The 24161-nt window shown below is 71.2% G+C and carries 25 protein-coding genes; 15 read left to right on the top strand and 10 right to left on the bottom strand.

Features of this window, described 5'->3' with window-relative positions; translation table 11 throughout:
- The first annotated feature begins 27 nt into the window (after nucleotides 1–27).
- The 4 genes from ACIBHX_RS48380 to ACIBHX_RS48365 all read left to right on the top strand — a co-directional run bounded on the left by ACIBHX_RS48380 (nucleotide 28) and on the right by ACIBHX_RS48365 (nucleotide 3638).
- Nucleotides 28–594, top strand: coding sequence for a hypothetical protein (locus ACIBHX_RS48380; protein ID WP_397075292.1), 567 nt, complete (start codon nucleotides 28–30; stop codon nucleotides 592–594).
- A gap of 94 nt (nucleotides 595–688) precedes the next feature.
- Complete coding sequence (locus tag ACIBHX_RS48375) at nucleotides 689–1639, top strand: 3-oxoacyl-ACP synthase III family protein (RefSeq protein ID WP_397075290.1); 951 nt, start codon at nucleotides 689–691, stop codon at nucleotides 1637–1639.
- Nucleotides 1636–2751, top strand: coding sequence for a cytochrome P450 (locus ACIBHX_RS48370; RefSeq protein ID WP_397075289.1), 1116 nt, complete (start codon nucleotides 1636–1638; stop codon nucleotides 2749–2751). Before ACIBHX_RS48375 ends, ACIBHX_RS48370 begins: the two co-directional genes overlap by 4 nt.
- A complete protein-coding gene (locus ACIBHX_RS48365; RefSeq protein WP_397075287.1) occupies nucleotides 2748–3638 on the top strand; it encodes an NAD-dependent epimerase/dehydratase family protein in 891 nt (296 codons plus the stop codon). Before ACIBHX_RS48370 ends, ACIBHX_RS48365 begins: the two co-directional genes overlap by 4 nt.
- On the opposite strand, the gene ACIBHX_RS48360 is transcribed toward ACIBHX_RS48365, so the two are convergent.
- Entirely contained in the window at nucleotides 3593–4357 is a 765-nt protein-coding gene (locus tag ACIBHX_RS48360; RefSeq protein WP_397075286.1) for a class I SAM-dependent methyltransferase, read from the bottom strand. The two genes, ACIBHX_RS48365 and ACIBHX_RS48360, sit on opposite strands and share 46 nt — an antisense overlap.
- A 125-nt stretch (nucleotides 4358–4482) precedes the next feature.
- On the opposite strand from ACIBHX_RS48360, the gene ACIBHX_RS48355 reads away from it, so the two are divergent.
- Nucleotides 4483–5856, top strand: a complete 1374-nt coding sequence (locus tag ACIBHX_RS48355) for an LCP family protein (RefSeq protein ID WP_397075284.1) — start codon at nucleotides 4483–4485, stop codon at nucleotides 5854–5856.
- Here the strand turns inward: ACIBHX_RS48355 and ACIBHX_RS48350 are convergent.
- The gene (locus ACIBHX_RS48350) at nucleotides 5853–6581 is read right to left on the bottom strand and encodes an SAM-dependent methyltransferase (RefSeq protein ID WP_397075283.1); all 729 of its coding nucleotides are present in this window, start codon (nucleotides 6579–6581) and stop codon (nucleotides 5853–5855) included. The two genes, ACIBHX_RS48355 and ACIBHX_RS48350, sit on opposite strands and share 4 nt — an antisense overlap.
- Nucleotides 6582–6743: 162 nt before the next feature.
- Between ACIBHX_RS48350 and ACIBHX_RS48345 the strand changes: the two genes are divergently transcribed.
- From ACIBHX_RS48345 to ACIBHX_RS48330, 4 genes are read left to right on the top strand one after another with little or no spacing between them, the layout of a single operon-like run.
- Nucleotides 6744–7781: an ABC transporter substrate-binding protein gene (locus tag ACIBHX_RS48345; RefSeq protein WP_397075281.1), complete on the top strand. Its 1038-nt coding sequence runs from the start codon at nucleotides 6744–6746 to the stop codon at nucleotides 7779–7781.
- 4 nt (nucleotides 7782–7785) lie between these two features.
- The gene (locus ACIBHX_RS48340) at nucleotides 7786–8568 is read left to right on the top strand and encodes an ABC transporter ATP-binding protein (protein WP_397075279.1); all 783 of its coding nucleotides are present in this window, start codon (nucleotides 7786–7788) and stop codon (nucleotides 8566–8568) included.
- Nucleotides 8569–8594: 26 nt separating this feature from the next.
- Complete coding sequence (locus ACIBHX_RS48335; RefSeq protein ID WP_397075278.1) at nucleotides 8595–9449, top strand: ABC transporter permease; 855 nt, start codon at nucleotides 8595–8597, stop codon at nucleotides 9447–9449.
- Nucleotides 9449–9844 (top strand): RrF2 family transcriptional regulator, encoded by a 396-nt coding sequence (locus ACIBHX_RS48330; protein ID WP_397075276.1) that lies wholly within the window; start codon nucleotides 9449–9451, stop codon nucleotides 9842–9844. The genes ACIBHX_RS48335 and ACIBHX_RS48330 overlap by 1 nt, the downstream gene beginning before the upstream one ends.
- On the opposite strand, the gene ACIBHX_RS48325 is transcribed toward ACIBHX_RS48330, so the two are convergent.
- Nucleotides 9814–10236, bottom strand: a complete 423-nt coding sequence (locus ACIBHX_RS48325; RefSeq protein ID WP_397075274.1) for a tetratricopeptide repeat protein — start codon at nucleotides 10234–10236, stop codon at nucleotides 9814–9816. The genes ACIBHX_RS48330 and ACIBHX_RS48325 overlap by 31 nt on opposite strands.
- Nucleotides 10237–10300: 64 nt before the next feature.
- On the opposite strand from ACIBHX_RS48325, the gene ACIBHX_RS48320 reads away from it, so the two are divergent.
- Nucleotides 10301–11230 carry an ATP-binding protein gene (locus ACIBHX_RS48320; protein WP_397075272.1) on the top strand — a complete coding sequence of 310 codons (930 nt, stop codon included), beginning with the start codon at nucleotides 10301–10303 and terminating at the stop codon, nucleotides 11228–11230.
- A 78-nt stretch (nucleotides 11231–11308) separates the two neighbouring features.
- The gene (locus ACIBHX_RS48315; protein WP_397075270.1) at nucleotides 11309–11695 is read left to right on the top strand and encodes an SCO5389 family protein; all 387 of its coding nucleotides are present in this window, start codon (nucleotides 11309–11311) and stop codon (nucleotides 11693–11695) included.
- A gap of 25 nt (nucleotides 11696–11720) precedes the next feature.
- On the opposite strand, the gene ACIBHX_RS48310 is transcribed toward ACIBHX_RS48315, so the two are convergent.
- Genes ACIBHX_RS48310 through ACIBHX_RS48300 form a run of 3 tightly spaced genes read right to left on the bottom strand, consistent with a single transcriptional unit; the run spans nucleotide 11721 to nucleotide 14517 of the window.
- On the bottom strand, nucleotides 11721–12824 hold the full coding sequence (locus tag ACIBHX_RS48310; protein WP_397075268.1) for an LLM class flavin-dependent oxidoreductase: 1104 nt from the start codon (nucleotides 12822–12824) through the stop codon (nucleotides 11721–11723).
- 33 nt (nucleotides 12825–12857) lie between these two features.
- Nucleotides 12858–13529 (bottom strand): ribonuclease HII, encoded by a 672-nt coding sequence (locus ACIBHX_RS48305; RefSeq protein WP_397075266.1) that lies wholly within the window; start codon nucleotides 13527–13529, stop codon nucleotides 12858–12860.
- A 52-nt stretch (nucleotides 13530–13581) separates the two neighbouring features.
- Nucleotides 13582–14517, bottom strand: coding sequence for a LysR family transcriptional regulator (locus tag ACIBHX_RS48300; RefSeq protein WP_397075264.1), 936 nt, complete (start codon nucleotides 14515–14517; stop codon nucleotides 13582–13584).
- A 79-nt stretch (nucleotides 14518–14596) separates the two neighbouring features.
- On the opposite strand from ACIBHX_RS48300, the gene ACIBHX_RS48295 reads away from it, so the two are divergent.
- From ACIBHX_RS48295 to ACIBHX_RS48285, 3 genes are all read left to right on the top strand, one after another.
- The gene (locus ACIBHX_RS48295) at nucleotides 14597–15883 is read left to right on the top strand and encodes a pyridoxal phosphate-dependent aminotransferase (RefSeq protein ID WP_397075262.1); all 1287 of its coding nucleotides are present in this window, start codon (nucleotides 14597–14599) and stop codon (nucleotides 15881–15883) included.
- 131 nt (nucleotides 15884–16014) lie between these two features.
- A complete protein-coding gene (locus tag ACIBHX_RS48290; RefSeq protein WP_397075260.1) occupies nucleotides 16015–16659 on the top strand; it encodes a GNAT family N-acetyltransferase in 645 nt (214 codons plus the stop codon).
- Nucleotides 16660–16910: 251 nt separating this feature from the next.
- The gene (locus ACIBHX_RS48285) at nucleotides 16911–19925 is read left to right on the top strand and encodes an AfsR/SARP family transcriptional regulator (protein ID WP_397075259.1); all 3015 of its coding nucleotides are present in this window, start codon (nucleotides 16911–16913) and stop codon (nucleotides 19923–19925) included.
- Between the two features lie 269 nt (nucleotides 19926–20194).
- On the opposite strand, the gene ACIBHX_RS48280 is transcribed toward ACIBHX_RS48285, so the two are convergent.
- On the bottom strand, nucleotides 20195–21595 hold the full coding sequence (locus ACIBHX_RS48280; protein WP_397075258.1) for a methyltransferase: 1401 nt from the start codon (nucleotides 21593–21595) through the stop codon (nucleotides 20195–20197).
- A gap of 155 nt (nucleotides 21596–21750) precedes the next feature.
- Here ACIBHX_RS48280 and ACIBHX_RS48275 point away from each other — a divergent pair, with 155 nt between their 5' ends.
- Nucleotides 21751–22053, top strand: a complete 303-nt coding sequence (locus tag ACIBHX_RS48275) for a hypothetical protein (RefSeq protein WP_397075257.1) — start codon at nucleotides 21751–21753, stop codon at nucleotides 22051–22053.
- Here ACIBHX_RS48275 and ACIBHX_RS48270 read toward each other — a convergent pair.
- From ACIBHX_RS48270 to ACIBHX_RS48260, 3 genes are all read right to left on the bottom strand, one after another.
- Nucleotides 22028–22984 carry an NAD(P)-dependent oxidoreductase gene (locus tag ACIBHX_RS48270; protein ID WP_397075256.1) on the bottom strand — a complete coding sequence of 319 codons (957 nt, stop codon included), beginning with the start codon at nucleotides 22982–22984 and terminating at the stop codon, nucleotides 22028–22030. The genes ACIBHX_RS48275 and ACIBHX_RS48270 overlap by 26 nt on opposite strands.
- A gap of 66 nt (nucleotides 22985–23050) precedes the next feature.
- Nucleotides 23051–23650 (bottom strand): TetR/AcrR family transcriptional regulator, encoded by a 600-nt coding sequence (locus ACIBHX_RS48265; RefSeq protein ID WP_397075254.1) that lies wholly within the window; start codon nucleotides 23648–23650, stop codon nucleotides 23051–23053.
- Nucleotides 23647–24159: a GNAT family N-acetyltransferase gene (locus ACIBHX_RS48260; RefSeq protein WP_397075252.1), complete on the bottom strand. Its 513-nt coding sequence runs from the start codon at nucleotides 24157–24159 to the stop codon at nucleotides 23647–23649. Before ACIBHX_RS48260 ends, ACIBHX_RS48265 begins: the two co-directional genes overlap by 4 nt.
- Nucleotides 24160–24161 lie beyond the last annotated feature (2 nt).

Here is a 24161-nt window from a genome sequence, read left to right as displayed (position 1 = left end):
TCATGTGGGGAGGCGTGGATCTGGTTGATGCGGCATGTCTGGGAGACAGGCGTGCCCGCCGACGACGACCGCGGCCCGGTGATCGAGGCGCCGCCGGCGCTGTTCGACATCGCCGAGGTCCGGCGTGACGATCCGCTCATCGAGCAGTACGGCGACGCCGTCAAGCTGGCGCTGTACGGCAGGAAGTTCACCCAGGACACCATCGTGCCGCCGTTCAAGTACAGCTACGGGGCACGCATCAAGGGGCAACTGCAGTGGGCGACGGATCTGCTGGCCGCCAAGCCGTACAGCAAGAGCGCCTGGATCTCGCTGACCGGGCCGGGCGAGGCCTACGACGGCGTGCCCTGCCTGGCGGGGCTGGCGTTCAGGATCAGGGACGGCCGGCTGGTCATGACCGCCGCGTTCCGCTCGCAGAACGCCTTCACCAGCTACCTGAACTATGTGCCGCTCGCGGACGTCCAGGCCGGGATGGCGCGGAATCTCGGCCTGGGCCGTGGCCCGATGCGCGTGTTCGTGGACGTGCCCCACCTCTACCTGGCGGACGTCGCGGCGGCGCTGAAGGTCATGCGGCCTTCGCTGCCTCGGCTGCTGTGAGCGGTGCGGCGATGGCCTCCTTGCGCTCGGCCTTCGGGATACCCGAGGACCGGGTGTCAAACGTTCTGCAAGGTGTGGCGGCTAGTTTGCTGGCGTGAAGGCGCGCATCACCGACATATCCACGTATCTCCCCGACGACGTGCTGACCAGCGAGGAGGTCGAGCGGCGCATCGAGGGCTACCGCCCGCCCCGCGGCATCGTGGAGCGCATGACCGGCATCCGCCGCAGGCACGTCGCCCGCGCCGACCAGCAGGCCTCGGACCTGGCCGTGGCGGCCGCCCGCGGGATGCGCAAGGACGTGGACCTGCTGATCTTCGCCTCTGCCTCGCAGGACCTGGTCGAGCCCGCCACCGCGCACATCGTGGCGGCCAAGCTGGGGCTGTCGTGCCCGGTCTTCGACGTCAAGAACGCCTGCAACAGCCTGCTCAACGGGATCCAGGTGGCCGAGGCGCTGATCGTGTCGGGACAGTACCGGCGGGTGCTGGTGTGCAGCGGGGAGACGCCGTCGCGGGCCATCCGGTGGCGGGTGCGCGACCGGGCGCAGTTCGTGGACTCCTTCGCCGGGTACACGCTGTCGGACGCGGGCGCGGCCGTGCTCATCGAGGCCGATCCCGGCACCGGCATCTTCTACCGCGACTTCTCGGCGGAATCCACGGCGTGGGCGATCGGGACGCTGCCGGGCGGCGGGTCCCAGCATCCGCGCGACCCGGAGTACTCCTACTTCCGCGGCGACGGCCGCCGCCTGAAGGAGGCCTTCGAGCTGGTCGGCCCCGACCTGTTCCTGCGGGCCCTCAAGCGCACCGGGCTCACCTGGGACGACTTCGACGTGATCGCCGTGCACCAGGTGGCCGTGCCGTACCTGAAGGTCCTGGCCGGCGCGTTGGGTCTGCCGGAGGAGCGCCTGGTGCTGACGCTGCCCGAGCACGGCAACTGCGCCTCGGCCACGCTGCCGCTGCAGCTCGCCCAGGCGTCACCGGGCGACAAGGTGGCCATGCTGGGCCTGGGTGGCGGCATCAGCCTCGGCATCGTGCTGGCCGACCTGTGAACGCCGAGACCCGCCTCTACCTGGCCGCGCACCCGTTCGCCTACCCGCTGATGCGGCTGCTGGCCCGGCTCGGCCCCGTGGTGCGGGTGCCGGGGCTGGGGGTGGTGGTCAACGACGCGGCGACCGCGCGGCGGGTGCTGATGGATCCGCGCTTCCGCAAGGACGGCCCCGGCTCGCCCGGAGACCTGTGGACACCGGTGCTCGGGCCTTCTGTGCTGCTCAACATGGAGGGCGAGGCGCACGCGGCGCTGCGCGCCAAGCTCGCGCCGCTGTTCACCCCCGCCTCGGCCGCCACGCTGGTCGACGACGTGCTGGCCGCTCCCCTGGACAGGCTCGACGTACGGCTGGCCAAGGGCGCCACGGTGGACCTGGTGGAGGAGATGCGGCTGCTGGCTGGGGCGGTGATCTGCCGGGTCGTCGGCCTGGGCGAGGTGTCGGAGTCGCGGGCCAGGCAGCTGTTCGCGGACGGCGAGCGGGTGGTGTCGATGGTCTCGCTGCGCACCAGGCGGCTGAGCCCGCGGCAGGTGGGCCTGGCACGCCGCGTGCTCGACGGGATCGGCGACATCGCCCAGACGGCCTACGAGGCCGGCGACCCCGCCACAGTCATGGGCCGGATGCGGGAGCTGGGCCTGTCGGCGGCCGAGGCCAGGGGCGCCGCGGGAGCGTTCTTCCTGACCGGCACCGAGACCGTGGCCACGCTCGTGCCGCGGCTGGTGGCCCTGCTGCACGACCACGACGCGCTGGGCGCCGACCTGGACCACGCGATCGAGGAGTGCCTGCGGATGACCACGCCGACGCCGGTGATGCTCCGCTCGGTCGCCGAACCCGCCGAGATCGGGCGGCTGCGGGTCCGGCCGGGAGACCGCGTGGTGATCGTCACGCACAACTGCGTGCACGGCCCCTTCGACCTGGAGCGGCGCCATCCGCCCGAGTGGCGGCGGCTCTGGTTCGGCGCCGGGCCGCACTTCTGCATCGGCTACCCGCTGGCCATGGCCGAGATCAGGGCGGTGGCCTCGACCGTGCTGCGCCACCGGGTCCGCGTGGTGTCCAGGCGCGCGGCCCGCGGCGTGCTGCTGCCCACCTACGAGCAGCTGTGGATCAGGGCCGCATGAGGGTCGGGGTGACCGGGGCGTCCGGGTTCGTGGGCCGCGCGGTGTGCCTGGCCGCCGCGGCCAAGGGCTGGCAGGTCCACGGGTTCGGCAGGAGGCCCCGCGTCCAGGACATCCCCGGCGTGCCGTACACCTCGTGGGATCTGACCCGTGACCGGCCGCCCGCGCTGGAGCTGGACGCGGTGATCCACTGCGCGGGCAGCGTCACCGACTGGGGGCCGCCCGAGGAGATCTGGCGGGCCAACCTGGCCGGCACCCGGGCGGCGCTGGCCGCCTTCCCCGGTGCCCGGTTCGTGCACGTGAGCACGGCCAGCGTCTACGACCCGCGCAGGCCCACCGTGATGGCCCGCGAGCACGAGGCCCCGGTGTCCCGCTACGTCAACGCCTACGGCGCCTCCAAGGCGGCGGCCGAACAGGCCGTCGAGGGCAGGGCGGTGATCCTGCGCCCGCACGCGGTCTACGGTCCCGGCGACACCACGCTACTGCCCCGCGTGCTGCGGTCGGTCAGGGGGTCGCGGCTGGTCGCGGTGGGCGACGGCAGGCAGCGCGTCAGCCTGACCTCGATCGGCAACCTGGTCCAGGCCTGCCTGCTGGCGGTCGAGGCGCCGATCGGCGTCTACAACGTCACCGACGCCGAGCCCGTCATCCTCGACGACGCGCTCAGGGAGATCCTGCGCGAGCGCGGCATCGACGCCACCCCGCGCTACCTGCCAGTCGGGCTGGCGAACGCCGTCGCGGCACTGTCGGAGACGTTCTCACGCACCCCCAGGCTGACCAGGTACGCCGTGGGGCACCTGGCCGTGGAGCGCACGCTGGACATCACCGCCGCCCGCGAGCGGCTGGGCTACTCCCCTGCCGCCACGTCCTTCGCGGGCGCCTCGGCCTGGTGAGGCTTGCGCGCCTCCAGCATCACGGTCTTGAACCACGGCCCGCCGTACCAGAACCGCCAGCCGAGATCGCGCAGGCGCACGTCGGTCACGCCGAGCTCGCGCAGGCTCTCCTGGTAGTCCGGCGTGTGGCGGAAGTCGGCGATCAGCATCAGTCCGCCGGGCCGCAGCACCCGGTGCGCCTCGGCGACGGCCCTGGCCCTGCCGGCGGCATCGGGGATGTTGTGGATGGCCAGGCTGGAGACGACCACGTCGAACTCGCCGTCGGTGAACGGCTGCTCGCACATGTCGCCCGTGACCAGCTCGACCCGGTCGGCCACGCCCTCCTTGCCGGCGTTGGCCTTGGTCACGGTCTCGTCGTTGCCCGACTGGTCCTGGGTGCGCCACAGGTCCAGGCCCGTCGCCCGGCCCTTGGGCAGCCGCTTGGCGGCCAGCAGGAGCACCGCGCCGCGCCCGCAGCCGAGATCGAGCAGGTGCTCGTCTCCCTCGAGCCGATCCAGCTCCCCCGCCCACACCGCGAACTTCCCCCACCGCGTCGTGTAGAGGTAGCTCAGGGCGCTGAGCAGGGTATATATCCCTCCGACGAGGAACGCGACGCCCGCCGCGGGGATGTCGAACGCGAACGAGAGCGCCATCAGGACCAGTAGGACGACCGCCCCGAACAGCAAACCGGCGAGCGCCCATGGCGCGTCGAACCCGTAGCTTCCACGTCGATCATTCACATTCACGTTATATCTCAAGAAGGGCTTGCCGGGAATTGGTACGACACTTCCCCGGCCAGTAGCCGATCAATCACCAACCGTTACTAATCTGTGCCGAATATGTCTGTAACGGGGGTTGACCAGGGATGACAGACAATGAGCGCGGCTTCGGACCCTTTTCGAGCATCGCACTGACGCTCGGATCGGCCGTCCTGTGGGGCGTGGCGCACGTGGCGACGGGGCGCCACCGGACCGGTCTCGCGCTCATGGTGCTCTACGTGGCGCTGCTCGCGGTGGTCATCACCGCCGTCGGCGGGTTCGGCACCACGCTGCTCACCCTGGCCGTCCGGCCGGGCTGGCTCACCGCCCTCACCATCGCGCTGGCCGCGATCGCGCTCGCCTGGACCATCGTCATCATCTGGTCCTACCTGCTCGTCCGGCCCGTCGACGCGCACACCGCCGGCCGTACGATCACCACCGCGCTGGCCATCTGCCTGTGCGGGCTCGTGCTGGCCCCGGCCGCCTACGCCGCCCGCCTGGCCTACGTCTCGCGCGACGTGGTCAACACCCTGTTCAGCAACCCCTCGCCGGTCGTCGCCCAGGACCCGTGGAACGGCCAGGAACGCGTCAACTTCCTGCTCATCGGCGGCGACGCGGCACCCAGCAGGCCCGGCGTGCGCACCGACAGCATGACCGTCGCCAGCGTCGACACCGCCACGGGCGCCACCACACTGTTCGGCCTGCCCCGCAACCTCGAGCGCGTGCAGTTCCCGCCCGGTCCCGCCAGGCAGCGCTTCCCCTTCGGCTTCTCCGGCGAGCCGCCCTCCTCGCCCGGCCTGCTGAACGAGATCTTCCAGTACGCCGAGGACCACCCGGAGCTTGAGCCCGGCCTGCGCCGGGGACAGCGCGGCCCCAAGCTGCTCAAGGACACGATCTCCGGCATCCTCGGCATCCCGGTGAACTACTACGCCATGGTCGACATGGCGGGCTTCGCCGACATCGTCGACGCGATGGGCGGCGTGAAGATCACCATCAAGGAGCCCATCGTCTACGGCAAGTACCGCGAGGGCCTGCTGCCGGCCGGCACCCGCAAGCTGTCGGGCGAGCAGGCGCTGTGGTTCGGCCGCTCGCGCACCGACAGCGACGACTACGTGCGCATGGGCCGCCAGAAGTGCCTGCTCAACGCGGTCGCCAAGCAGGCGGACCCGATGATGGTGCTCAACAGGTTCGAAAGCCTGGCAACGGCCACCAAGCGGGCGATCTCCACCGACATACCGCAGAGCCTGCTGCCCGCCCTGGTGGAACTGTCACAGAAGGTCAAGGACACCAGGATCCGCAGCCTCAGCTTCGTGCCGCCACTGATCAACACCGCCTACCCGGACTGGGCCCTGATCAGGCACCGGGTCGCCCAGGCCCTGGCACAGCGGCCGGCCAACAAGACGGCCACCGCCCCGAACACCCAGCACGCGCCCGTGCCGAGCATGGACGCCCCGATCACCCTGGACAGCACATGCGGTTAAACCACGCGCAGCAGCAGCGTCACGAAACCGAGGAGACCGCGATAGCCCTGCAGCCACATCGCCCGGTGCTCCAGCGAGGCGGCCATGGCCGCCTCGCCGTCGGCGCCTGGGTTCCGCGCTGCCCAGTCGAGGAGCGAGCCCGTCCACGACCACTCGTAGTCGTCCCATTCGGCAAGCTCGCTCACGTGGGCGTAGACGGTGCGCAGACCCGCCGCCTCGGCCTGGGCCACCGTGCCCGGCAGGTCGGGATACTCCCCGATCTCCGTCTCGAGCCGCTCGCCCGGCGGCCGTTCCCAGAAACCCTCACCGACCACGGCCAGCCCGCCCGGCCGCAGCAGCCCGCGCACGGCCTCGAGCGTGGGGGTGAGGCCGCCGAAGGCATGTGTCGCGCCCACGCACAGCACCAGGTCGTACGAGTGCGCGGCTGCGAACTCGGTGGCCGACCCGTGGTGCAGCGACAACCGCTCCGCCACCCCTGCCCGCTCTGCGTGCCGCCTGGCGTTGCCGAATCCGGCGTCGGAGATGTCCACGCCGTCGGCCGTGGCCTCGCCGTACAGCTCGAGCAGGCGCACGCTCCAGAAGGCCTCGCCGCAGCCGAGGTCGAGCACCCGCGCGCCCGGCGCGAGCTTGGCCCTGCGCAGCAGCCTGTCGAGGTTGGCCTCGCTGATGGGCGCGGCGATGGGATGGTCGGCGTGGGCCAGATGGCTGATCAGCTGTCGTTCCATCGGCTCAGGCTAGGGCCTGATCAGCAGGGCGAGGACACCGCTCCTGGCCTGGGGATTCAGCCGGGGACGCCGAATCATCCCCAATACCTACTTGACATGAAGGGAACTAGAGCGTTTGATGCCCACATAGACGACTTATTAAGTAGGAAATAGGGAGTGGGCATGAACGCTCGCAGGGTGCTCGCCGCGCTGGCCGCATCGGCACTCGTCTCGTTGGTGGCAGCCTGCGGGGGCGGCTCTACATCCGGCACGTCGGCCAAGGCGAAGGAGGTCCGGCTCGGCTTCTTCCCGAACATCACGCACGCGACCGCGCTGATCGGGACCGAGAAGGGCCTCTACGCCAAGCACCTCGGCGTGCCGGTGAGGACCAGCACGTTCAACGCCGGCCCCGCCGCCGTCGAGGCGGTCTTCTCCGGGGCCATCGACGCCACCTACGTGGGCCCGAACCCGGCGATCAACGCCTGGGCGAAGTCCCAGGGCAAGGCGATCAAGATCATCGCAGGCGCGGCCTCCGGCGGCGTCTACCTGGTCGTCAAGCCCGGGATCAACTCGGTCGAGGACCTCAAGGGCAAGAAGATCGCCACCCCGCAACTGGGCAACACCCAGGACGTCGCGCTGCGCTACTGGCTGCAGAGCAAGGGCCTCAAGACCGACACCCAGGGCGGCGGCGACGTCCACATCGTGCCGCAGGAGAACGCCCAGACCCTGCAGACCTTCGCCACCGGCCAGATCGACGGCGCCTGGGTGCCCGAACCGTTCGCCAGCAGGCTGGTCCTCGAGAGCAAGGGCAAGATCCTGCAGGACGAGCGCGAGCTGTGGCCGAACAAGCAGTTCGTGATCACGCAGCTGATCGTCCGCCAGGACTGGGCCAACGCCAACCCCGACCTGGTCAAGAAGCTCCTCGAGGCGCACGTCGAGGCGACCAAGTTCATCAACGACGACCCCGCGGGCGCCGCCCAGGTGGCCAACCAGGCGATCGAGAAGCTGACCCAGAAGCCGCTCAAGCCGGAAGTCCTGGCCAGCGCGTTCAAGAACATCACCTTCACCAACGACCCGATCGCCTCCTCACTCACCGCCAGCGCCGACCACGCCGTCAAGGTCGGGCTGCTCAAGCCGGTCGACCTGAACGGCATCTACGACCTCAAGCCGCTCAACGAGGTCCTGGCCGCGCAGGGACAGCAGTCGATCTCGGACAGGTGACGCCATGACCACGCAGGTAGTCGACCGCGGAGAGGCCGTCCGGCTCGAGGGCGTCTCCAAGATCTACGGACAGGGGCGGGCCGGGCTGCTCGCCCTGGACAAGGTCTCGCTGACCGTGGCCCCCGGCGAGTTCGTCTGCCTGCTGGGCGCCTCAGGGTGCGGCAAGAGCACCCTGCTGTCGCTGGTGGCCGGGCTGGACCAACCCTCGGGCGGGCAGATCGCCACCGACGGCCGCAAGGTCGCGATGATGTTCCAGGAGCCCGCGCTGTTCCCGTGGCTGACCGTCTCGGCCAACGTCGAGCTGGCGCTGCGGGCGGCCGGGCTGCCCAAGGCCGAGCGGCGGGCGCGGGCGGCCGAGTACCTCGACATCGTCCACCTGGGCGGCTTCGGCAGGAAGCGTCCGCACGAGCTGTCGGGCGGCATGCGCCAGCGCGTGGCCCTGGCCAGGGCGCTGGCACAGTGCTCGGGCTCCGAGGAGGCCGCCGTACTGCTCATGGACGAGCCGTTCGGCGCGCTGGACGCGATGACCAGGGACCTGCTCCACGACGAGCTGGAGCGGATCTGGCGCGAGCGTGAGCTGTCGGTCCTGTTCGTCACCCACAACGTGCGCGAGGCCGTCCGGCTGGGCGACCGGGTGGTGCTGCTGAGCAGCCGACCCGGCAGCGTGGTGGAGGAGTTCCCGATCGAGCTGGCCCGGCCCCGCCGTACCGACTCCGCCGAGGTCGCCGGGCTGGCCGCCAAGATCACCGACCGCCTGAAGGAGGAGGTCGTACGGCATGGCCGCTGAGGTTTCCGATCGAGAGGGCGCCCCCGATGGCCGTTGACACGCACGCGCGGCAGATCGCCGGGCTCGACGCGCTCGAACTGGGCGGCGCCCAGCGCACCGGGATCGCCACGCGCGTCTGGGCCCGCGTGTGGCCCATGCTGACCGCCGTGGCACTGGTCCTGGTCGCCTGGGAGCTGGTGGTGTTGAGCGGACGCTGGCCCGAGTACGTCTTCGCCGGGCCGGTGACCACCTTCCATGACCTGGCGACCAGGCTCGGCGACGCGGAGTTCTACCAGGCCGTGGCGACCACGATGCGCCGCGCGATCACCGGGTTCGCCTTCGCGGTGCTGGTCGGGCTCGTGGTGGGCGCGGCGGTGTCGCGGGTGAAGGTGCTGCGGGCCGCGTTCGGAGCACTGATCACCGGGTTGCAGACGATGCCGTCGATCGCCTGGTTCCCGTTCGCGATCCTGCTGTTCGGGCTGAACGAGAGCGCGATCACGTTCGTGGTCGTGCTGGGGGCGGCGCCGTCGATCGCCAACGGGCTGATCACCGGGGTGGACTACACGCCGCCGCTGCTCCTGCGGGCCGGGCACGTGCTCGGGTTCCGCCGGCTGCAGCTGTACCGGCACGTGATCCTGCCGGCCTCGCTGCCGTCGTTCCTGGCCGGGCTGAAGCAGGGCTGGGCGTTCGCCTGGCGCTCGTTGATGGCCGGCGAGCTGATCGTCGTCATCGCCTACCAGTCGTCGCTGGGCCAGCAGCTCGCGATCGCGCGTGAGCTGTCGGACTCGCCCGGCCTGATCGGCACGATGATCGTGATCCTGGCCATCGGCATCGTGATCGACCTGCTCTTCGAGCTGGCCGACGGCGCGCTGCGGCGGCGCTGGGGCCTGAACCCGGTGTGATGCGGATTTCCGCCAGAACCGACTACGCGCTGCGGGCGGTCACCGAGCTGGCCGCCGCACCGCCCGGCCCCGTGCCCGCCGACAAGATCGCCTCCGCGCAGAACATCCCGCGCAGGTTCCTGGACAACATCCTGCTACAACTGCGGCGGGCGGGGCTCATCCACAGCCTGCGCGGGCCCGAGGGTGGCTACTGGCTGGCCGTCCCCGCCGGCCGGCTCACGCTCGCCGACGTGATCGCCGTCATCGAGGGCAAGCCCGAATACCCCGAGCACGGCGGCTACCCGGGGGTCGCGGGTCCCCTGGCCGACGTGTGGAGCGCCCTGCGCGAGCACGAGGAACGGTTACTCACCGAGGTGACGTTCGCTCAGATCGTCTCGTCCAGGTTCTCCGCGTAGTACGCGACTGCCCTGCCGTACGGGCCGACCTGGTCCTTCTCGGCGAGCAGGGTGAGCAGGGTGCTGACCGCCCGCCTGGCGTCGCCGCGGTTGTAGAGCGCCATGGCCAGGAACGCGCGCAGCGCGGGATCGCTGGGGAACTCGGCCAGGCCCTGCTCGAAGACCTTCACCGCGTCCTCGAAGCGGCCGATGACGCGCAGCGTGCTGCCGTAACCGGTGAAGATCCCCAGCCGGTCAGCCGCACCCAGCGCCAGCGCCCGCTCGTAGTACGGCACGGCCTCGTGCTCCAGGCCGCGCCGGTCGTGGGCGTAGGCGACCTCCCGGACCAGCTCCGGATCGTCCGGATCGCCCGCCAGACGCGCCATCAGCTCGTCGAATTCCACGTCACTCACCGGATCAGTGTGCCATCATCGATCACAACGGAAACGGTTTTCATAATCACAGGGGGAGCACGACGTGAGGGTGGCGTTCGTCGGCAAGGGCGGCAGCGGCAAGACGACGATGTCGGCGCTGTTCGCCAGACACGTGGCGAGCCAGGGCGGCCCTGTGGTGGCCATCGACGCAGACATCAACCAGCACCTGCCGCTCGTCCTCGGGGTCGAGCGGGCGCCCGAGCCGCTCGGCGCCCACCTCACCGAGCTGAAGGAGCTCCTGCGCGGCGACAACCCGCGCATCGTCTCGGCCGAGTCCATGGTCAAGACCACCCCGCCCGGCCGCGGCTCGCGCCTGCTGAGCTTCGACGACCTGGCCGCGAGCGAGTATGCGGTGAGCACTCCCGACGGCATCGGCCTGATGGCCACGGGCCCGTTCAGCGAGGACGACCTGGGCGTGGCCTGCTACCACTCCAAGGTGGGCGCGGTAGAGCTGCTGCTCAACCACCTCGTCGACGGTCCCGGCGAGTACGTGGTGGTCGACATGACCGCCGGGGCAGACTCCTTCGCCTCCGGGCTGTTCACCCGCTTCGACCTGACGTTCCTCGTCGCCGAGCCGACCCGGCAGGGCGTCAGCGTCTACCGGCAGTACCGCGACTACGCCGCCTCCTACGACGTGCCCATCGCCGTGATCGGCAACAAGGTCCAGGACCCGGCCGACGTGGACTTCCTGCGTTCCCAGGTGGGCGACGACCTGCTGACCTGGATGGAGCACTCCCGCGCGGTGCGCGCGATGGAGCAGGGCCGCCCGTTCGCGCTGTCCGACCTGGAGCCCGCCAACGCCGACGCGCTGGCCATACTGCACAAGCACCTGGACGCCCAGGACAAGGACTGGGAGCGCTTCGGCCGCCAGACCCACGAGTTCCACCTGCGCAACGCACGCGCGTGGGCCAACGAGCGCACCGGCCTCGACCTGGCCGAACAGATCGACCCCGGTTTCGTCTACGGCCCCTGAACTGTCCCCTTCCTGGCATCTGGAGCCTTCCGAATGCCGCACATAGCGTCAGAGAGATCCCCTTCGAGAGGAGCAAGCATGTCGCTGACCGTTCCGAACGATCTGCTCGACCAGGCCGTCGCCGGGGACGTCGACGACGAGGCGTTCGTCGCCTGCGTCCGCGACTCCCTGCCCTACGCGTGGTCGGTGATCAGCGAGCTGGTCCAGCAACGCGATCAGAGCGGCGCCGCCTTCGCCGACAACCAGGTGCCGCCGCCGGACGAGGCCGCCCGCGGGCAGCTGCTGCGGTGCCTGGCCAGCGATGCGATGCGCGGGGCGGTCGAGCGCCACTTCGGCGTCCGCCTGGCCTTCCAGAACTGTCACCGCGTGGCCGTCTTCGACCCCACCGCGACCGAGGCACTGCGCGACTTCGTCACCCCGCGCGCCCAGATCCTCAACCAGAAGCCCGAGCTGGTCGACTGCTGAGACTTCCCCGGTACGGCAGGCCCGGTCATCCCGCATGGCCGGGCCTTCGCACCCGTGGCAGCACCTCGGCGCCCAGTCGCCGGATGTTCTCCAGGGTCCTGGCGTGCTCGCCCATCCCCTCGACCATGAGGATCAGGTGACGCAGCCCCGTCACCTCGGCCGTGCGCAGGATCGTCTCCACGCAGTGATCCGCGGACCCGACCGGATGCACCCGGGTCAGGAAGTCCACATATTTCCCGATATCGCGGGCAGGCCGAGGGCGGCCGTCCACCGGCACGTATCCCGCCAGCCCCGGCTCCAGCCACCGCGGCATCGACGCCTTCAACTCCGCCACGGCCCGCCGCGTGGAATCACCGACATACCCCACCACGGCGGCCAGATGATCACCACGCCCCACCTCCCCGAAGACCCGCGCCGCCTGCCCAGCGCCCTGCGCCGCGGCCCCACCGCCCTGCGTTTCGGGCTCGGCGATCTGCGTTGCGGGCCCGGCGGCTTGCTTGGTGGCGGCCAGAGTCTCGTAGGCGGTCATGGCTGCCGCCTTCTCCTCGTCGTCAACGTGCATCCCCAGCAGCATCGGCAGGCCCCGCTCGGCCGCGAGCCGGGTCGTGGACTCCGACGTGCAGGCCACCACGGGCCGCATCCGGGCCGGCGGCACCACGCGGACCTCGCGGAAGCCGAAGAACTCCCCGTCGGCCGAGACCGGCTCCCCCGACAACGCCCCGCACAGCACGTCCAGTGACTCGGGGAACCCGCGCTCGAAACGCTCCACCCCGGTCCCGAACACCTCCAGGTCCACCCACGGCCCGCCCCGCCCGACGCCGAGCAGGAAGCGCCCGCCGGACAGGTGGTGCAGCATCGCCGCCTCCTCGGCCAGCGCCACCGGATGCCGCGTCGACAGCACGCTCACCGCGGTCCCGACCCCGATCCGCGAGGTACGGGCGAGCGCCATCCCTGCCAGCAACGTCGCCGACGGGCACACGCCGTACGACATGAAGTGGTGCTCGGCGATCCACGCGTCGTCGAAACCCGCCTCCTCGGCGGCGACGATCAGCTCGACCGCGTCCGCCAGCACGCGCCCCGCAGGCTGACCGGGAAACTGCGCCACCACCAGAAAGATCCCGATGCGCATCCTCCCGATGGTGTCCCGCGGGCCGCCGGCCGTCTAGCCGAAGAGGCTGACCTGGCCCTCGACGGCCAGCGGGTCGCGGTGCACCTTGAGGTGGCGCCACTGCGGAAGGTCGTCCAGGTAGGACCACGACAGCCGGTGGTGCTCGGTGGGCCCGAGGCGGGCCAGCGTCTCCTGGTGGACGGGCGAGGGGTAACCGGCGTTCTCCGCGAAGCCGTACTCCTCGAATCCCAGCTCGGCCATGTAGGCGTCGCGCCGGACCTTGGCCAGGACCGAGGCGGCGGCCACCGAGACGCTCGCCGCGTCGCCCTTGATCTCCAGGCGGACCGGCCAGGGCGTGCCGATGTAGTCGTGGTTGCCGTCCAGGATCACCGCGTCGGGCCGGACGGGCAGCGCCTCCAGGGCCCGCCGGGCGGCGCGGCGCAGCGCCTCGGTCATGCCGACCTTGTCGATCTCCTCGTGGGAGGACTCGCCGAAGCCCACCCCGGCGGCCCAGGCCGACAGCTCGTCCTCCAGCGCCTCCCGTCGCAGGGCGGTGAGCTGCTTGGAGTCGGTCAGCCCCGCGGGCGGCTCCGACAGGTCGGTGACCACCGCGCACACGGTGACGGGCCCGGCCCACGCGCCGCGGCCGACCTCGTCGATGCCCGCGACCGTGCGCGTACTGGGCTGGGCGAGCAGCAACTGCTCGATGTCGTAGGTGGGCGCCACGGGCGCACACGTTACCGCTCGGCCGCCCGGACCGGGTCCCTATCGGCGCTCGTCACCGCTCGGCCGGCCGTACCGGGTCGAGATCTGCGGCGATGTAGCGGGCGGCGACGTGGATGGCCCGCAGGGTGACCGACACCGAGGGGCGGTGCACGCTGGAGCCGCGCGCGACGGCATGCACCTCGCGCCCGACCGGGTGGCCGGGGAACTGGCGTACGGCGATGCCGCGCACCGAGGAGGCCAGCGCGAGCGCGGGCACGGCGGCGATCCCGATGCCCTTGGCCACCAGCGACAGGATCGTTCCCAGGCCCTCGAACTCCCACGGCGTGGGCCGCGTGCCGCCCACGTCCACGAACAGCCGGTCCACCGCCAGACGGGAGGGCTCGCCGTCGGGCGTGGCCATCCACGGCTCGTCGCGCAGCTCGGCCAGGTCCAGCGGCACCTCGGGGTCGGCCAGCCGGTGCTTGCGCGGCACGACCAGCACCAGCGGGTCGTACAGCAGCGGGAAGACGCGCAGCGAGTCGCTCTCGCGGACCCGGCCGTACCAGTCGTCGACCAGCGCGATGTCGGCCTCGCCCGACTGCACCTCGCGCATGCCGCGCCCCGATCGGCTCTGTCCCAGCCGCAGCGTCAGCTCGGTGTGCCGGCGCAGCGAGCGGGCCAGCGCGGGCGCGAAGGCCACCGCCGCGGTCGGGAACGCGGTCAGCACCACGCGCCCCGACGGCGTGCCCGCGTGCGCCGACAGGTCGGACTCGGCCTCCTCGACCATCGACAGGATCCGCTCGGCGTGCGCCACCAGGCGGCGGCCTGCGTCGGTCAGCTCGGCGCTGCGCGCGGTCCTGTCGAGCAGCGCGGTGCCGGTCTCCCGCTCCAGCGCGGCCAGTTGCTGCGACACGGCGGCCGGGCTGTAGCCGAGAGACTCGGCGGTGGCCGCGATGCTGCCCCGGCGGGCGAACTCACTGATCAATACCAGTCGACGCAATTCAAGCATCGGACTTCCTTATGCCTACCCATGAAAAGCCTCGCTTGTCCTGATGCCTTCCTACCTCCAACCTGGGAACGTGACAACCATGAGCGTTACCCTTTCCGCCACATTGGCGGCGAACGAAGACATCGCTCGAAGACGACGCGCCGGGGAACGTGTGCTCAATCTGGCCTTCGGTGAAGCTGGGTTGCCCGTCCACCCGGCGCTTCGCGACGAGCTGGTGGCCGCGTCCGACCGCAATGGCTACGGTCCGGTCGCGGGGGCGTCCGGGCTCCGTGCGGCGGCGGCGGACTACTGGAACCGACGAGGGCTCATCACCGACCCCGAAATGGTCGTCAGCGGCCCCGGCAGCAAGTCGCTGCTGTACGGCCTGCTGCTGGCCATCGGTGGCGACATCGTCCTGACCAAGCCCAGCTGGGTCAGCTACGCCGCGCAGGCCGACCTGGTCGGTGCCAGGCCGCTGCTGGTGGCCCCACCGCCGGGCGAGGGCGGCGTACCCGATCCCGAGCGCATCACCTCCACCGTGCTGCACGCCCGCGCTCAGGGCCGCATCGTCCGATCCGTGCTGGTCACGCTCCCCGACAACCCCACGGGCCGGCTCGCGACGCCGCAGACCATCTGCCGACTGGTGGAGGTCGCCCGCGAGCTCGACCTGATGATCATCTCTGACGAGATCTACCGCGACCTGCTGCACGACCCCGCCCCGCACTACATCTCCCCGGCCGATCTCGCCCCCGAGCGGACCGTCATCACGACCGGGCTGAGCAAGAGCCTGGCGCTCGGCGGCTGGCGCATCGGCGTGGCCAGGCTGCCCGACGGCGCCCACCAGCTGCGCAGCAGGCTGCTCGCGGTGGCCAGCGAGATCTGGTCCGCGCCCGCCGCGCCGGTGCAGGAAGCTGCAACCTACGCCTTCACCGAGCCCCCCGAGCTGGTCGAGCGGGTCACCCGCAGCCGCAGGCTGCACGGCCTGGTGGCGCGGGCCGTCCACGACCGCTTCGTCGAGGCCGGCGCGTCGGTGCCGATGCCGCAGGGCGGCTTCTACCTCTACCCGGATCTCAGCCATCTGCGGCTCGGCGGCTCAGCGGAGATCGCCAGGGTGCTGCTGGACGAGCACGGCCTGGGCGTGCTGCCCGGCCACGCCTTCGGCGACGACCCGGCGGCGGCCCGCGTGCGCGTGGCGGTGAGCCTGCTCTACGGCGACACGACCGAGCAGCGCCTGGCCGCGCTGACCAGCCCGGACCCGCTGTGCCTGCCCTGGATCGCGGAGAGCCTCGACCACCTGGCGACGGGGTTGAAGGAGCTGTCGATGGCCCGGCCGGAGCCGGTACGTGAACGGCGGCAGGCACTGGTGCCTACTCCTGCGCACAGTTAGCCAAAAATCTACCTTCGCGGCGCCTCGAAATGGGGCTCTGACCTGGGCAAATACCGTGCCTGCAGAAAGCTGCGAAAAGATGCGCGAGCTGCCTCTTACCCCCAGGGCGGGGCAGCCCTCATCATGTGCTCATGCCCGCTCTTGTCACCTTGTCCGGGCGCTCCGTGCGCCTGGAACCTCTCAGCCTCGCGGCGATCGACGATCTCGTCGCCGCGGCGTGTGAAGACCGTTCCACATACGCCTTCACTCGCGTCCCGAATGGGTGGGACGAGGTTGCCTCCTACGTGGAGGCCGCCATGGCTGAGCAGGCGGAGGGCCGTACGCTGCCCTTCGCCATCCGGTGGCTGACCACCGACCGCATCGTCGGTGCCACCCGTCTGATGAACCTGGAGTACTGGCAGGGCCCCATGCCCTGGCCTCCGGGCGCGCGGGGAGCGGTGGGCGAGGTCCCGTCCGTGGCGGACATCGGTTACACCTGGCTGGCCGCCTCGGCCCAGGGCACGGGTGTGAACCGGGAGAGCAAGTTCCTCATGCTCTCGCACGCGTTCGAGACCTGGAACGTCCACCGCATCACGCTCAAGGCAGACGTACGCAACCATCGTTCCCGGGTCGCGATCGAGGCCCTCGGCGCGCAGTTCGACGGGATTCGGCGAGCGGAAAGTCGGGGCGCCGACGACACGGTTCGAGATACGGCCTTCTACTCGATTCTCAATGCCGAATGGCCGGCCGTACGAGAACGGCTGGCCATGCGACTTGGCCTGGTAGAGGCCGCATAGGAAACCGTCCGCAGCAGGCCCCGCCCGTATTTACGGGCGGGGCCTCACGTATTTATGACAGGGCCCACGACGCCCCCGCGTATTTCCTGGGTCGTGCGACCTGGTGACTCCAGGATCGGCCGGACCCCTCAACACTCGATCAAAAACGGATCAACGCTTCGGTGAACGAATGGCCGGATGCCTATGTGTTAGGCAAGGAAGGATCTATCATTTGGTAACAAATCGTTCCATTGCGTTGGAGATAAGACGGCATGGCTGGTCAGAGCGTCGAGGGTGGGCTGCGCTTCGCCGTTCTCGGTCCCGTGCGAGCGTGGCGTGATGGGCGGGAACTCGACCTGGGCACCCCGTTGCAGCGTTCCATCCTGGGCATGCTGCTGCTGCGCGAGGGGCGTCCTGTCACCCCGACCGAGATGATCGACGCCGTCTGGGGCGAGGACGCGCCACCGCGGGCCCTGGGGGCGCTGCGGACCTACGTCTCCCGGCTGCGTACCGTGCTCGAGCCCGACCGGGTGGCCCGCTCCCGCCCTGAGATGCTGACCTCCGTGGGCCGGGGCTACGCACTGCGGCTGCCGGAGAACGCGCTGGACCTGACCCGCTTCGAGAAGGGCATCGTCGAGGCCGAGGCGGCCCGGCGGGCGGGGCGGCTGTCGGAGGCCGCCGAGGGCATGCGGGCGGCGCTGTCGCTGTTCGAGGGCGAGCCGCTGGCCGGCGCGGTCGGCCCGTACGCCGATCACCAGCGCGACCGGCTCATCGAGCGGCGCATCAGCGTCATCGAGACGCTCATGGACCTCGACCTGGAGCTCGGCAACCACGCCGCGATCGTCTCTGAGCTGATCGCGCTGACCGCCGACCACCCGCTGCGCGAGCGGCTGCGCGCCCAGCTCATGCTGGCCTACTACCGCTGCGGCAGGCAGGGCGACGCGCTGGCCGTCTTCACCGAGACGCGCGAGGCGCTCATCGACGAGCTGGGCATCGAGCCGGGGCCCGAGCTGGCCGCGCTGCACCAGCGCATCCTGGCCGCCGACCCGGCGCTGGCGGCCAAGGTGACGCCACGCGCCCCCTCGACCTCCTCGCCCGCCGAGGCGAGCGGCGAGGCGGCAGGCGAGGACGAGGAGCTCGAGGAGCACGCGCCCGAGCTGCCCCGCCCCGCCCAGCTCCCGGCCGCGGTCAGCGACTTCACCGGCCGCAGGGAGATTGCCGGGCGGCTGCGCACGCTGCTGTCGGCGCAGAGCGCGGCAGAGGGCGTGCCCGTCGCCGCGATCTGCGGCATCGGCGGCGTGGGCAAGACCGCGCTGGCCGTGCACGTGGCACACGCGGCCGACGACCTGTTCCCCGACGGCCAGCTCTACGCCGACCTGCGCGGCTACACCGACGAGGCCACCGCGCCGGAGTCGGCGCTGGGCGCGTTCCTGCGGGCGCTGGGCATCCCGCCCGACGTGATCCCCGAGGGGCTGCCGGAGCGCTCGGCGCTGTACCGGTCGCTGCTGGCTGACCGGCGCATCCTGGTGCTGCTGGACAACGCCCGCGACGCCGAGCAGGTGAGCCCGCTGCTGCCCGGCTCGGCGGGCTGCGCGGCGATCGTGACCAGCCGGGTGAAACTGGCCGACCTGCCCTCGGCGCGGCTCATCGACCTGGACGTGATGGAGCCCGACGAGGCGCTGTCGCTGTTCGCCGCCGTGGCGGGGCCCGAGCGGGTGGCCGCCGAGCACGGCGCGGCCATGGACGTGGTGGCGGCCTGCGGGTTCCTGCCGCTGGCCGTACGGATCGTGGCGGCGCGGCTGGCGGCCAGGCCCTCGTGGACGGTGGAGTCGCTGGTGCCGCGGCTGGCCGACGAGCAGCGCAGGCTGGACGAGCTGCGCGTGGGCAACCTGGCGGTGGAGGCCACCTTCGCGCTCGGCTACGGGCAGCTGGACCCCGGCCAGGCGCGCGCCTTCCGGCTGCTGTCGCTGCCCACCGGCCCCGACATCTCCCTGGGAGCGGCGGCGGCCGTGCTGTCGATGAGCCTGTTCGAGACCGAGGACCTGCTGGAGTCGCTGGTCGACGCCTCGCTGCTGGAGGCGCCGGCGCCCGGCCGGTACCGCTTCCACGACCTGCTCAAGCTGTTCGCCAGGCGGGTGCTGGACAAGACCGAGCGGCAGCAGGCCAGGACCATGGCGCTGCGCCGACTGCTGGGCTTCTATCTGGCCTCGGCACAGTCGGCGCACCGGCTGGCCTACGAGGGCAGCATGATCGCCGACAACCTGGTCGTGGTGGGCAGCGGGCGCACGTTCACCTCAGCCGACGAGGCGGTCGCCTGGCTGATCGCCGAGGGCGACGCGCTGTTCGCCGCGATCAACCAGGCCGCGAGCGCCTCGCGCACCGCCGAGCAGCTGCTGCCGGCCGGCGACCTGCTGGTGGCGATGGAGCCGCTGCTGGAGGCGGGCACCCACACCCGCGAGTTCGACCCGGGCACGCGCGCCGTGCTGGCCACCGCGCTCAAGATCAACGACGAGGGCAGCGAGCTGCGCGCCCGCTACGTGCTCGGGAGGGTGCTGTTCGCCGGTAACTCGCTGACCGAGGCCGAGGAGCAGTTCAGGATCGTCCACCGGCTGTCGGTGGCGCGCGGGGAGAAGGTCGTCACCGGGGAGGTGCTCAACGCGCTGGCCGTCGTGGTCGGCCGCCAGCGCCGCCACACCGAGGCGCTGGGCTGGTTCGAGGCGGCGATGAAGTGGTACCGCGAGAACGGCGTGCCCGCCGGCGAGGCGCTGGTGCTCAGCTACTCCGCCCGCGACCACCTCGGCCTGGGCCGGCCGGAGGACGCGATCGCCGCCGCCGAGAAGGGCCTGGCGATCTTCACCGAGATCGGCAGCGGCGCCGGCACCGCCCGTGCCCGCTACCACCTGGGCATCGTGCTGTCGCGGGTCGGCCGGCTCACCGAGGCGGTCCACCACCACGCCGAGTGCCTGGCCTTCTTCCGCGCCAGCAAGCAGCGGGTCTGGGAGCAGCGCGTCTGCTCGCGCCTGGCCGAGACGTTCATCGCCGCCGAGCGCTACGCCGACGCCGTACGGCACGCCGAGCAGGCCCTGGTGGTCTCGCGCGAGATCGGTCACCCCTACGGCGAGGCGCTGTCGCTGGCGGTGCTCGGCAAGGCGCTCATGGGGTTGGGCAGCACCAGCAGGAGCGTGGACTGCCTACGGCAGGCCTTCGACATCTTCGCCGGGCTCGGCGCCCCCGAGGCCGGAGACCTCAAGGCTCTCCTCGACAGCGCCCAGGTCGTCGAGTCCTGAGTACAGCTCGTCGTCCAAACGTGTCATCCACACATGGTTGATCAAGGCTGTCCCCTGGGTGTCACGAGATTGTGGCCCGGCCGGTCATCTGACCGCCACGCTTCGCTAGGGGGCCCGGTTATCCGGATGCTCCACGTGGCGGCTAGCCGCCTCACGAGACGACCGGCCGGGCGCGACGCTGACCTCGAACCCCCCAGGTCCGCGCCTCGCCTCCGAGCTTCCCCCAGGCCGCTCAAAGAGCAATCAACAGGGAATCAACACCCGCGGGATCAGCCCGAGATCTCGAAGTAGCCCTCGGCGATGAGCGGGCGCAGCGCGTCGGCGTTGAGGATTTCGCCGTCGCCGACGAGCTCGGCGATCACGTTGAGCAGCGGGCCGAGTGCCAGCTGTCCGTCGCAGACCCCGGCCAGGGCGGCCTCGACGGTGCCGACGTCGCGGGAACGGCGCAGGCCGCGCGTCTGGCGCAGGGTGATGCGCATGGGGTCCTCGGCGCCGGGCAGGCCGACCCGCTCGTCCAGCAGGCCGGCGATGGTCTTGAGCAGGGCCGCGTCGAGGTCCTTGGCGCGGTGCGCGACGGCGATCGCGGCCATGACGTCGTCCACGTAGCCGCCCACCGGCAGCTCCACCTGGTGCGTGAGCTCCTCCACGCGCACCACGGGATCGACCGTGCCGGTGTTGCGCAGGGTGATCCAGCCGAACCCGATGCCCTCCACGCGGTGGGCGGCGAACCAGGACAGCCAGCGGTCGTAGTGCTCGGCGTAGCCCGGCGTGCCCTGCTCGGCGGCGTCGCGCAGCCACAGCTCCACGTACTCGGCGGGATCCTGCACGTCGCGCTGGACCACCCAGCCGTCGCAGCCCGTCTCGCCCAGCCATCCGCCCACGCGGTCGCGCCAGTCCTCGCCCGCCACGTGCAGCCAGTTGGCCAGGAAGTGCGCCTGGCCGCCGGGGTTGAGGTGGCGGGCGGCCTGCCGTACCAGGTCCGCGCAGAAGCCGTCGTCGGCGCCCGCCTCGCGGTAGGTCAGGTCGCCGCCCGGTGAGATGACGAAGGGCGGGTTGGAGACGATCAGGTCGAACCTGGAGTCCTCGACGGGCTCGAACATCGACCCCACCTTGCCGGAGACGCCGGAGACGCCGGACAGCCGCCAGCTGAGCCGGGCCAGCTCCAGGGCGCGCGGGTTCACGTCTGTGGCCGTGATCTCCTCGGCCCGTCCGGCCAGGTGCAGCACCTGCACGCCGCATCCGGTGCCCAGATCCAGCGCGCTGCCCACCGGGCGGCGCGTCACCAGCTGCGCCAGGTTCGCCGACGCGCCCCCGGCCCCCACGACGTGGTCGGCCCTGATCGCCGGATCCCCGGGCCGCACCTTACGATCGGAGACCACGTAGGAGGCCGTCTCCCACGGCTGCAGGTGCACGTCCGCGCGCACCTCGTCGCCGTCGACGGTGACGAGCCCCGACTCCAGTACGGCGGGCGGCACGCGCGAGGCGGGCACCGCGGCTCCCAGCCACCACAGCCGGATCAGCGTCGCCAGCGGATCCCCGTCGGCCGTGGCGCGCAGCGCGGGCACGAGTTCCTCGCGGGCAAGGGCCGAGGCCGCCACCGTGCCGAGCCGGTCTCGGACGCCGTCGATGGTGTAGCCGGTCTCCAGGAGCAGCTCGCGCAGTCGTTCCACGAGCCCATCCTTTCACCGCAGACATAGTCGCATGATCTTATACCTACAGTAATCATTCTGTTACCGGACTACCCAAGCAATCTGCAAGCGGCCCACAAGGGGGTCGCGATATCTCTAGACAGCCCAACCGCCGTTCGAACGAGGAGCGGACCCCGATGCTGATCCCGTGCTTGGCCTGCGAGTCCCGCTTCGGCCCTGACGAGTTCTTCCGCGCCTGCTCCGACTACAACCGCGGGCGCGACCTGGTCGCGTGGACCTGCCCGCGCTGCGGCAACCACGACGAGCTGCGCGTCCTGCCCGGGGAGCTGGGGTTCGGCTATCCGCAGTGCGGCCGCTTCGCCGTGTACGACCGGCTGCGCGTGCCCGGGCTGCGCAGGCAGCGGGGCGATCTGCGGCTGGACATCTCCCTGGAGTCGGCCAGCTGGCGGGTGTTCACGCGGGTCCGGCAACCGGTATGACGGCGGGCTCACCGCGCAGCAGCCTGGCCACGTGCTCGACGACCGTCTCGGCGTGCCGTTCCCTGCTCTCGCCGGTGGCCTCGCCCAGGTGCGGCGTGAGCACCACGTTGGACAGGCGGGCCAGCGGGTGCGTGGGATCCAGCCACTCGCCCTCGAAGTGATCGAGGCCCGCGCCGCCGAGCCTGCCCGAGCGCAGCGCGTCCACCAGTGCCGACAGGTCGTGCAGGGCCCCGCGGGCGGTGTTGAGGTAGACCGCGCCGGGGCGCATCGCGGCGAACTCCGCGTCGCCGAAGAAGCCCCGGGTCTCGGGCGTGAGCGGGACGTGCAGCGAGACCACGTCCGCCTCCGCCAGCAGCTCGCGCAGCGAATAGGTGGCCTCCCCGACGTAGGGGTCGCAGGCGATGACGCGCATGCCCAGCCCCTCGCACCGCCATCGCACGGCCCTGCCGACCCGGCCGAGCCCGACGATGCCGACCGTGAGGCCGCTGAGCCTGCGACCCCGGTGGCGCTGGGCGGGTGGGATGCGGCCACGGTAGACGCGGCCGCGCCGTACCTCCCTGTCGGCGGTGACGATGTTGCGGCTGACCGCGAACAGCAGCGCTAACGTCAGCTCGGCGACGGCGTCGGCGTCGCGGTGCTCGGTGTGCAGGACGATCACACCGCGCTCGGCGGCGAGCGTCAGGTCCACGTTGGTGGGGGCGCCCATGCTGGCCACGACGTCGAGCGGGAGCGCCAGCACGGAGCCGCGCACCTCGTCCCCGTCGGTGATGAGCACGGTCGCGCCGGTCTCGACGATCAGGTCGGCGAGTTGCTCGTCGCTGAAGCCGAGGCTGGGGCGTGCGGAAACCTCGGCCAGATCGGCGACCTCGCCCAGCCGGGCGAGAGCAGCCTGCGGCAGTGCGGGCAGAACCAGCGCCCGAGGTCGTCTCACATTCGCGACAATAACACCACAGAGAGTGTTCGACTCATCGCGCGTCGCTTACAGCCGGGTCTTCGGCTAGCTCTCCTCGTGGTTTCTCAGCGACTGCCAGGCCGCCTCGCCCATTCCCTTGATCTCCTCGTCGGTGGGCGTGTGGGCGCCGGCGAACCACAGCCGGCACATCTCCTGCGCGGGGCCCAGCCACAGGACGTAGCACATGGTCGGGTGCACGGGCTGGAGCAGGCCGTTCTTCATGTGCGGCTTCCACCAGTCGGAGACCTGGCGGAAGAAGGCGCGGCGGGCCTCGGCCACCTCGGCGCCGCCCGGCTCGCTCTTGCGCGGCGGGCGCTCGCTGACCAGGATCCTGGCCCGCTCGGGGTTGTCGCCCGCCCAGCGCATGTGCAGGGCCACGACGGCCTCGATGCCGTCGCGGGCCTCGGAGTGCTTGACGAGCTCGTTGACGAAGGCCTCCTGGTAGGAGGCGAGGATCTCGGCGTACAGGACGCCGAAGACGTGTTCCTTGCTGGCGAAGTGGTGGTAGAAGCTGCCGACGCTGACGCCGCTCTCCTCGCGGAGGCTGGCCAGCGTCGTGGCCGACACCCCGTCCTGGCTGAAACGGCGCAGGGCACCCTCGATGATCCGGGTCCGGCCGTCGCGTCCGTTCTTGACACTCTTCACGTTGTCAATGGTGATGCACCAGAACGTTGTTCCGCAAATACCGCCGCTTCATGGATCATAGCGGTCACCTCGACCGACCCGGAAGCGACCTTCATCGTGGCGTTGGGCCAGACCCTGCGGATCAGCCGCAGCACCCGGCGGTTCTCGCCGAGCACGTCCATCCCGACGGTGGTCGCCCCCCTGACCGCGGCCCGCAGCAGCAACGTGTCGATCAGTCGCGGGCCCAGCCCCCGCCCCTGCCACCTGTCGGTGACCACGACCGCGATCTCCACGTCAGTCTCGTCGCCGCGGTAGCTCATCGCGTGTCCGATGATCTCGCCGTTCAGCGTCATCACCAGGGCGTCTCGGCACTCGTCCACCGCGATCAGGGCCCGCACCAGGCCGGCGGCCGGACGGCCGAGGCCGGAGAAGAAGCGCAGGGTCTGCGTGTGCAGCGAGAGCCCCGACAGGAAGCACCGGACCCCCTCCTCGTCGTCGGACCGGGCGGGCCTGATCTGAGTTCCGAGCATAG

Origin of the sequence: Nonomuraea sp. NPDC050536 (genome assembly GCF_044457685.1) — a bacterium.
Taxonomy (GTDB): domain Bacteria; phylum Actinomycetota; class Actinomycetes; order Streptosporangiales; family Streptosporangiaceae; genus Nonomuraea.
This window is presented reverse-complemented; position numbering and strand designations above follow the sequence as displayed.